Source organism: Streptococcus parasanguinis (genome assembly GCF_001578955.1).
GTDB lineage: Bacteria > Bacillota > Bacilli > Lactobacillales > Streptococcaceae > Streptococcus > Streptococcus parasanguinis_U.
Genome location: NZ_KQ969690.1, coordinates 419,418 through 426,373, shown reverse-complemented (window position 1 = coordinate 426,373; position 6,956 = coordinate 419,418). Strand labels below are relative to the sequence as shown.

9 protein-coding genes and 1 pseudogene are annotated in these 6,956 nt (G+C 38.7%); 2 read left to right on the top strand and 8 right to left on the bottom strand.

Annotation, left to right across the window (positions count from 1 at the left end; genetic code table 11):
• From SPADD19_RS12670 to SPADD19_RS05905, 6 genes and pseudogenes are all read right to left on the bottom strand, one after another.
• Window positions 1–529: pseudogene (locus tag SPADD19_RS12670) on the bottom strand (FGGY family carbohydrate kinase); the annotation flags it as partial.
• A 246-nt stretch (window positions 530–775) separates the two neighbouring features.
• Window positions 776–1,447 (bottom strand): ankyrin repeat domain-containing protein, encoded by a 672-nt coding sequence (locus SPADD19_RS05925; protein ID WP_061455509.1) that lies wholly within the window; start codon window positions 1,445–1,447, stop codon window positions 776–778.
• Between the two features lie 158 nt (window positions 1,448–1,605).
• The gene (locus tag SPADD19_RS05920) at window positions 1,606–2,361 is read right to left on the bottom strand and encodes a CPBP family glutamic-type intramembrane protease (protein ID WP_061455508.1); all 756 of its coding nucleotides are present in this window, start codon (window positions 2,359–2,361) and stop codon (window positions 1,606–1,608) included.
• Window positions 2,358–3,113, bottom strand: coding sequence for a CPBP family intramembrane glutamic endopeptidase (locus tag SPADD19_RS05915; RefSeq protein WP_061455507.1), 756 nt, complete (start codon window positions 3,111–3,113; stop codon window positions 2,358–2,360). Before SPADD19_RS05915 ends, SPADD19_RS05920 begins: the two co-directional genes overlap by 4 nt.
• 22 nt (window positions 3,114–3,135) lie before the next feature.
• Window positions 3,136–3,552 carry a hypothetical protein gene (locus SPADD19_RS05910; RefSeq protein WP_061455506.1) on the bottom strand — a complete coding sequence of 139 codons (417 nt, stop codon included), beginning with the start codon at window positions 3,550–3,552 and terminating at the stop codon, window positions 3,136–3,138.
• Between the two features lie 3 nt (window positions 3,553–3,555).
• Window positions 3,556–4,443, bottom strand: coding sequence for a DUF4300 family protein (locus SPADD19_RS05905; protein WP_061455505.1), 888 nt, complete (start codon window positions 4,441–4,443; stop codon window positions 3,556–3,558).
• A 216-nt stretch (window positions 4,444–4,659) separates the two neighbouring features.
• Between SPADD19_RS05905 and SPADD19_RS05900 the strand changes: the two genes are divergently transcribed.
• Window positions 4,660–4,896, top strand: coding sequence for an AbrB/MazE/SpoVT family DNA-binding domain-containing protein (locus SPADD19_RS05900; RefSeq protein ID WP_003003313.1), 237 nt, complete (start codon window positions 4,660–4,662; stop codon window positions 4,894–4,896).
• On the top strand, window positions 4,893–5,306 hold the full coding sequence (locus SPADD19_RS05895; protein ID WP_003003613.1) for a type II toxin-antitoxin system death-on-curing family toxin: 414 nt from the start codon (window positions 4,893–4,895) through the stop codon (window positions 5,304–5,306). The genes SPADD19_RS05900 and SPADD19_RS05895 overlap by 4 nt, the downstream gene beginning before the upstream one ends.
• Before the next feature lie 141 nt (window positions 5,307–5,447).
• Here the strand turns inward: SPADD19_RS05895 and SPADD19_RS05890 are convergent, their stop codons facing one another.
• Both SPADD19_RS05890 and SPADD19_RS05885 read right to left on the bottom strand, forming a co-directional pair.
• On the bottom strand, window positions 5,448–5,759 hold the full coding sequence (locus SPADD19_RS05890; protein WP_003003574.1) for a hypothetical protein: 312 nt from the start codon (window positions 5,757–5,759) through the stop codon (window positions 5,448–5,450).
• Window positions 5,760–5,910: 151 nt separating this feature from the next.
• Entirely contained in the window at window positions 5,911–6,771 is an 861-nt protein-coding gene (locus SPADD19_RS05885; protein ID WP_061455504.1) for a MerR family transcriptional regulator, read from the bottom strand.
• Window positions 6,772–6,956 lie beyond the last annotated feature (185 nt).

The following is a 6,956-nucleotide window of genomic DNA, read 5'->3' as shown; positions in this document are numbered from 1 at the left end:
CCTTGATATTGTAAAGCATGGTACGGGCAGCATTGGAATAGTCTGTCACGTGGGCAGCTCCATCCGTCAGCTTCCAGACCAGCCAAGTATCAATGGTTCCAAAGAGCAATTCGCCCTTCTCCGCACGCTCTTGCGCCCCTTCTACATGGTCCAAAATCCAACGAACTTTAGTCGCTGAGAAGTAGGCATCAATGACTAGACCTGTCTTTTGGTGGAAGGTTTCTACATAGCCTTGGTTTTTAAGTTCTTCAGCCAGTGGAGCAGTTTGCCGTGATTGCCAGACAATAGCATTGTAAATAGGAAGGCCTGTGTTCTTATCCCAAACAACTGTCGTCTCCCGTTGATTGGTAATGCCGATCGCCTCGATTTGATTGGGCTTGACGCCACTTTCAATAAAGACCTCAGCAATCACCGACTGAACCGAGTTCCAAATCTCATTGGCATTGTGCTCCACCCAACCAGCCTGCGGAAAAATCTGAGTGAATTCCTTTTGACTAGAGCTAACTTGCTCGCCTTTTTTGTTAAAAATGATAGCCCGCGAACTAGTGGTTCCCTGGTCAATCGCCATGATGAAAGTTTCTTGAGACATAAACTGCCCTCCTGAATTAGGTACTTAAAAATCTTGTTCTTTCATCAACTAGTATACTCTATTTCATCTAGGATTTGTATCCATTTTTTTAAGAAAATCCGGTCTAACATTTTCCTACTGCTTCAACTTTGTCAGACCAAACAAAAAGAGCCCCGAGGCTCTTTTAACTAGTAGTTCAAATGCTTATTAAGCTCTGCTCTGATCTAACCGATTTAAGAACTCCATGGTCGGACTGTCTTGGTAAAGTTCTTTGAGAGGAATCTTCTGATAGACCGCTATTTCGTCCGCAGTCACACCGTAACGAATTAATAGATCATAAATACGATTTAAATCATGACGTAATTCATCCGTTATGAGGACATTATCGCTTGTTTCTTTTGTTTTCCAATAATAAGATGGCAACACTTCCTTGGTTTCAATTAAAATAGTTTGCAACAAAGTCCCACCATGGCTGTCCTTCTGAGAGATATCTGCCCCAAGTTCCAACATTTTCTCAAAAACCTTGAAAGACTGGTCAGCCTTTTCTTTAGACGAATACATCTCATATTGGCCATTCCAGCGTTTGATCATGCGCCTACAGTCAAATACAGCCCGTCCACCCGCTGTTTGGAGGACCGGTTGACAAAATGGATTCAGCTCTGTCGGCTCTTCAATAAAGTTAAGATCTGCTCCTCTATCAATGAGTAAATTTGCAATATCTAAATGTCCCGATTTGATAGCGACTTGAAGGAGCGACTGTCCCTGATCTCTTTTAGGTTTGTCACCCGAAACAGCATTGACTTCTTCAGGCTTTTTATCCAATATCTGACGGACTCCCTCTAAATCTCCTCTTCGCAACAACTGAAAGGTTTTTTGCATGGCCTTTTCCCTCTCTCTTTATAGATAAGAATAACACTGTGTTGATACTTTGATCCTATCTCTAGCATCTTCGTTAAACTGATTATAGCATTTTATGGACTCTACATTTAAGTCCTAAAGGCTAAAGATGACAGACTCCCACCAAAAAAGATACAACTCTATTTCTCTGATTTTCGTGCAGCCACCAGCCAAGAGGCTACTAGGATTTCGAAAATAACCAGAAGGATAATCTGAGGAAGAGAGCTCTGTACCAGCATGAGGACAGCTAGACTATCGATCAGCATATGAGCGAGGATACAAGGAACAGCTCCTTTCGAGTACTCCTTGAGCGCTCCAAACAGGAAGGTATTCCCTAAAATCATCAGGTAAAAGATGAGATAGTTGGACGAACCTGCTGTAATCCAAGGGAGTCGATAAATAGGGATATGCCAGAGGAACCAGACAATGGAAAGAAGCATCATTTTAGGTATAAAGTGCTTACTAAAGGAAAGATGATCTTGTAAAAACCAACGCCAACCGACTTCTTCCAAACCGCCATATAATAAGGTCCAAGGGAAGTATAGGAAGAAGGCCAAGAAGGAGTTCCCAGTAAAGCGAACGTTCATAAGCAGGATGGAAATCCCATAATAGATGACGGGGATGAAGAAAGCTAGGATCCAAGATAGGGAACTTTCTTTTTGAAGAAAGACCTTTTTGAAAAATTCACCCAAGGAGTTGACTTCACTCAACACAAGAGAAAAGACAGCAGCCACAATCATGGGAATCAAGTTCATTAGGATAAACAGGAGTGAGGCCCCCATACTACTTCCATCCGGGAAAAACCAAAGGATCACTTGCCCTACTAGAACTGTAGTAAGGAGAGCAGTCAATGCATACCAGATAGCAACTGATCGTTTTGAAATAAATTTGTTCATTTTTCCTCCTTTACAGTTACATACTTCTTTCTTGCAATCCAGATTGCTAAACTAATAATAAGAATTTTACTGACGATAGATAGCCATACCTCTTCATTCACTAGAATCTGAGACAAGGAATTGATACAGGCATGAGTCATGACACTGAGCCATAAATTTTGCGTTTTATGATACAAGGCCGATAAGATAAAGCAGTTAATTAGCAAACCTACTAGAAACGGAAACAATTGAATGACAGCTAAAGAACCGTCGATATAAAAGTATAGTAGATGCCAACTAGACCAAGCTAAAAAGGTGATCAAAGTAGCTGAAAAATAAGGTATTTTTTCCTGCAAAGTTGGTTGAAAGAAATAACGCCAGCCAATTTCTTCAATCCCACCAAAAAGAAGAGCCTTTAAAAAGAGCACCAATGGCAAGACCAACGATTGAGTGGTGATCTTACCACCTAAGATAAATGGGAAAAAGTCAAGCAACAAGAAAACGAGCACCAAGCAATAATTAGCTAAACTGTCTTTGACTTGAAAAAAATCTTTTAGAACTTGTTTGAAACTAGATTGATGGTAACTAATGCTTGCAAGACTGCCCCACAAAGCTGATGACAAGCCACCTACAATAATAGCGATGATCCCAAATGGTGATGTAAAATCAACCTTGACTCCTCCTGCTCTTAAAAAACAAACCAGAAGGCTGACTCCTAATACTTGACCAAAGGTCCCTATCAAATACATGGATAGGGCTTGCTTTCTATTCATTCGCGATTCCTTTTTCTTTCGATTAATTTCCAGTGCTATCTACTTTAAACCCATACCTACCTGCATTTCGTTTTAGCTTCTCCACTAGCTCTTCATTCCGCTTACTTTTTCCAAAAAAGAAGGGAATAGTCTTTCCATTTCTAAGCTCGATATAAAAAGCATAGCGAGCCCCGCCACCAGATCGTCCACGAAAAATTGCATAGGTGATTTGCTTGATCTCTTTCAGTGGGATCATTCGCCGACTGAAACACAGAGCGACATGGATATAGAAGATTCCAAGGCTAATATGGAAAGGGGCAAAGAAGGGACCTCCACTACGTTTCACGATTGCCCTTCTTCTCAGGTAAAGTAGAACAGTGAAAAAGAGCAAGAAAACTAGCACAAATAGAATCGGAGCATTCTCCATTATCTTTCTAAATTCTAACACGCTGTCTTTCATCCTCTACTTCATCTCAACCCATTTTTCATTATCCATGATAAAGGGCTTAGCCAGACCTTCGCCTGTGTAGTCTTGGTACTTGGTCTCTAAGTATTTGTAGACATCTTCCTTGGTCGCAAACTTGATGGCTTGATAGGGTTCTTCAAAGGTCAGCTTTTCGACAAAGAGATAGCCGTCCTTGGCAGGAACCAAGACACCGACGTGCCCGACAAATAGTGTGTTACCATCTAGGTTGTCATGAACGATGACAGAAAGCATGCGCGCATTTTCATTGAACTTGAAATGAGAAAAATACTCTTCCATCTTCTTGGCATGGACCTTGACATCCGTTGTCGCCTCTGTCGGAACCCGTGAATACAGAATGTTAAAGGCTTCCTTGTCTGCCTCATCGAAGACTTTTCCTTTGTCAATGGCATCATTATCCACGAACAAGAGTTCACTATCCGCTTTCATCTTAGGAATCTCGATGCGGTTCTTCAGAAGAGTATAACTATTGATCCGGCAGTTGGTCCCGACGAAATCGCCCTTTTTCTTGGTCCACAAGTCACTGATCTTCTCAACATTGTAGTCTGTTTTCTTGAAGGTGCTGAAGTCACCCGTCAAGCCGACCGAGCCGACAATGCTATCGTAATCTGTTACCAGACCCAAAAATTTATCTACACTGTCCTGATCCAAATAAGCAGACAAGAGAGTCCTCACTTCTTCGACACTCGCCTTGCTGTTGAGGTTGCTGTAGGTGCCCTTGTAGCGCTCTTTGTCTGAACTAGATTTCTGCACAGTAGAACTTTCCTTCTTTTCCTTAGATTGCTTTTGGTTGCTACCACAAGCCGCTAAAGCAAAGATCGCCAAGACGCAGCTAGTAAGAAGCATGATTTTTTTAGATGGTTTCATAAAATGGTTCCTTCTAATAATTGTTGTAAGAATCATCTATTTTAAAGTTTCTTAGCTTCATTATATCAATAAATAGATTGAAACAGAAAGAAAAAACTCTCTACTATAATACTGAATTTAAAACTATAGTTGAGGGTGCTGGGCATTAATAACATTTTTAAACTTCTTTGTAATTACCGTAATTATTTGATATAATACTCCTGAGGAGGTAGGCAAATGGTAGTAAAAACAAGAAAACAAGGAAATTCAATCACTATTACAATACCAAGCGAATTTAATATCCCAAGTGGTGTTAAATATGAAGCGAAATTATTGCCAAGTGGGGAAATTATTTTTACACCTGAAGAGTCTAACGATCAAGTATCCTATGTATCTGATAAAGATTTTGATGTAAATATAGATGAGATTTTTGACGAATACGATGATATTTTCAAGGCTTTGGTGGAAAAATGACAGTCTATCTAACAGAAAAGCAAATAGAAAATATTAATGCATTAGCTATTCAACGATATTCTCCTAGTGAACAAATCAAGCTCGTTAGTCCTTCAGCCTTAAATATGATTGTCAACTTACCGGAACAATTTGTGTTTGGAAAGCCCCTATATCCAACCATTTTTGATAAGGCAACAATTTTATTTGTTCAATTAATAAAAAAGCATGTTTTTGCCAATGCCAATAAACGAACAGCCTTTTACGTTTTGGTGAAATTTTTACGATTAAATGGTTATCATTTTTCTGTCACAGTTGAAGAGGCCGTTGAGATGTGTGTTAAAATAGCTGTGGAATCATTAACTGATGAAAAGTTAGCAATCTACTCAAAATGGATTTCTGAACATTCATGTAAGGAGACTGGCAAACAATAAGATTACAAGTCTAATTTGATTTAGCATAAAAAATAAGAAAAAAGACAATATTAGAATTCTGGAATTCAGAAAACTGATATTGTCTTTTTTACGGAATGTTTAATCGTAATTGTAGAAATAAATACATTTCCTTTAAAACTCTTATTTAATCTTATGTTTGTTCATCTTTTCTTCAAAGATAGCTGTCATAATTTTGCGGAGCTCTTCGCCTTCTTTTTCAGGAAGGTCCCCTTGACGTTTCGCCACGGCATAGAGTTCAGGGTATTGTTTGGCTACACGCTCAACTGTCTTGGTCGTCGCATGCCCTCTGACAAAGAAAGGAATACGTTTAATCCATTCTTGCGGTACAAGAGCAAGTAATTTCTTCGCTGCTTCCTTATCAGAAAGCTCAGCCGTGCTCAATCCTTGCTTGATTTGTTCTTGTTCTTTTTCTGTAAAATCTTTTAATTCCATAGTAAGCTCCTCATTTGTTTATCTAAGGACACATTATACACCTATGTAGAGGAAAGTACAACTAAAGGATTTCAGAAAATAGAGCAAGGGTAAGTCAACCCTCACTCTATATTTTAGTCGTTAAATTTTATGAAGTTTATCGATCTCCAATTTATTGTGGAGCATCTCCTCTCTGTTTTAAGTAAAAGTCACTTGCCTCCGTTAGTTTTTTATAATAATGATCGTAACTCTTACTAAATTGTCTAATCAGAGGAATAGCGAGTTCATAGTAGTGATGGTCGACCAAAAATGTTTTCAGTTGATCTTGAATGTGTTTCATTGGACTTGTTTTGTAATCATCACTGTTCAAATAGCTATCATAAATAGAAATCGTTTCCTTATTTTCATTATGCCACTTTTCATAATTTTCTACCGCAGCTATCTTGGCTTCATTAACGTCTTTTAGGGTCTGCATATTAAAACTAGAACTGAGTTCATCAATATAATCCTGTTCTTCTCTGCTTAATTTAAAGGTTGGAAGGCTATCTAAATATTGAATATACTTCTCAAATGCCTCTTCTCCATCTTTTGACAAAGGCTCTTGTAAAAAAGGTTGATAGGCAGCAAATAAGCATTGACCTAAGTATCCTGGAAATGCTCTTTCGAGTCTCTTATAAATGGAGTCCTCAGCTTCGATGACCGTAAGTTTTTCATTGATCAGATCCGTGTTTTCTCCTTTTATATAGAGATCGAACACTGCTTTCCGTTTCTTATCACTTTCTAGTTCCTGCTCTTTTCTTCTGAGAAAAATAGATGCAGTAGCCCCATCTGTCTTCAGACAGTCCTTTATTTCTGTTATGGTTAGCCCTAATTTTTTAAACAAGGCAATCTTATTCAGAATCTCTACATCCTTTTCCGAATATTCCCTATACCCATTTTCTAGTCTTCGAGGATGAATAAAACCTTTTTCTTCATAGTATTCTAGTGCTTTTCGAGTTAAACCTGTTATTTTATGAATATCATTTCTTAACATGATCTTGCACCCCCTTTATCTATATGATACTCCTGTCCCCAAGGGGCATGTCAACCTTCACCTTATAAACAGAAGACGATCATTTTTCTAATCACTTTCATCTCCTATTATAACAAGGTTCCACGAATAAAGCAGTCATAAAAAAAGAAAAACAGCCAACCATACGGTTGACTGCTTAAAAAAAT

Excerpts from the sequence above, each read along its gene's own strand:
- SPADD19_RS05910 (WP_061455506.1), bottom strand. The coding sequence starts at position 3,552 with ATGAAAGACAGCGTGTTAGAATTTAGAAAGATAATGGAGAATGCTCCG.
- SPADD19_RS05915 (WP_061455507.1), bottom strand. The coding sequence starts at position 3,113 with ATGAATAGAAAGCAAGCCCTATCCATGTATTTGATAGGGACCTTTGGT.
- SPADD19_RS05885 (WP_061455504.1), bottom strand. The coding sequence starts at position 6,771 with ATGTTAAGAAATGATATTCATAAAATAACAGGTTTAACTCGAAAAGCA.
- SPADD19_RS05905 (WP_061455505.1), bottom strand. The coding sequence starts at position 4,443 with ATGAAACCATCTAAAAAAATCATGCTTCTTACTAGCTGCGTCTTGGCG.
- SPADD19_RS05895 (WP_003003613.1), top strand. The coding sequence starts at position 4,893 with ATGACAGTCTATCTAACAGAAAAGCAAATAGAAAATATTAATGCATTA.
- SPADD19_RS05890 (WP_003003574.1), bottom strand. The coding sequence starts at position 5,759 with ATGGAATTAAAAGATTTTACAGAAAAAGAACAAGAACAAATCAAGCAA.
- SPADD19_RS05920 (WP_061455508.1), bottom strand. The coding sequence starts at position 2,361 with ATGAACAAATTTATTTCAAAACGATCAGTTGCTATCTGGTATGCATTG.
- SPADD19_RS05925 (WP_061455509.1), bottom strand. The coding sequence starts at position 1,447 with ATGCAAAAAACCTTTCAGTTGTTGCGAAGAGGAGATTTAGAGGGAGTC.
- SPADD19_RS05900 (WP_003003313.1), top strand. The coding sequence starts at position 4,660 with ATGGTAGTAAAAACAAGAAAACAAGGAAATTCAATCACTATTACAATA.